1 protein-coding gene is annotated in these 712 nt (G+C 62.9%); it reads right to left on the minus strand.

Going from position 1 to position 712, the window contains the following annotated elements; translation table 11 throughout:
• The coding region (locus PQU96_RS15905) for an IS110 family RNA-guided transposase (protein ID WP_272773380.1) at positions 1 to 617 on the minus strand (617 nt) is incomplete at its 3' end.
• Positions 618 to 712: the final 95 nt, after the last annotated feature.

Here is a 712-nt window from a genome sequence, read left to right on the forward strand (position 1 = left end):
GCGATGCGCTGGATTTCCCGATCCAGCTCAGCCACCCGCCGATCCAGTTCCTGCAAATCGCGCCATTCGCCGCGCAACAGCCTGCACAAGCGCTCGCTCAAACCGTTGCTGCCGGTCGTGTCGAGCAGCAGCGCCAGGGCGCGGCGTAATGCCTCCAGCCGCTGTGGCACCACGATGCCGTACTCGGCCAGCAGGCCGCGAATCTGGTTGCCCTTGGCGGTGCGCTGACGGATCAGGCCGCTGCGGATGCGGTGCACCGCCTGGAGATCCTGCTGCTCGGTGCTCTTGATTGGCACGAAGCGCATGCTGGGGCGGCTGACCGCTTCACAGATGGCGGCGGCGTCATTGGCATCGTTCTTGTTGCTCTTGACGTAGGGCTTCACGAACTGGGGCGCCATCAGTTTGACGGTATGGCCAAGCTTGCCCAGTTCGCGCGCCCAGTAGTGGGCACTGCTACAAGCTTCCATGCCGACGAGGCACGGCGGCAGCTTGCGGAAGAAATCGAGCATCTGCTGACGGCGCAGTTGGCGGCGCAATGTCACGTGCTCCTGCCGATCCACGCCGTGCAGCTGAAACACGGTCTTTGCCAGATCGACACCGATTCGGCTAACGTTCATGGTGGACTCCTTCCTTCTGTCTGACTGGTGGTGAACCCTTCCAGTCTGGCACCTGGATGCCGTTGCGGGAGGGAGGAGTCCATCTCATTGGGCTA

Source organism: Vogesella margarita, from assembly GCF_028548475.1.
GTDB classification, from domain to species: domain Bacteria; phylum Pseudomonadota; class Gammaproteobacteria; order Burkholderiales; family Chromobacteriaceae; genus Vogesella; species Vogesella margarita.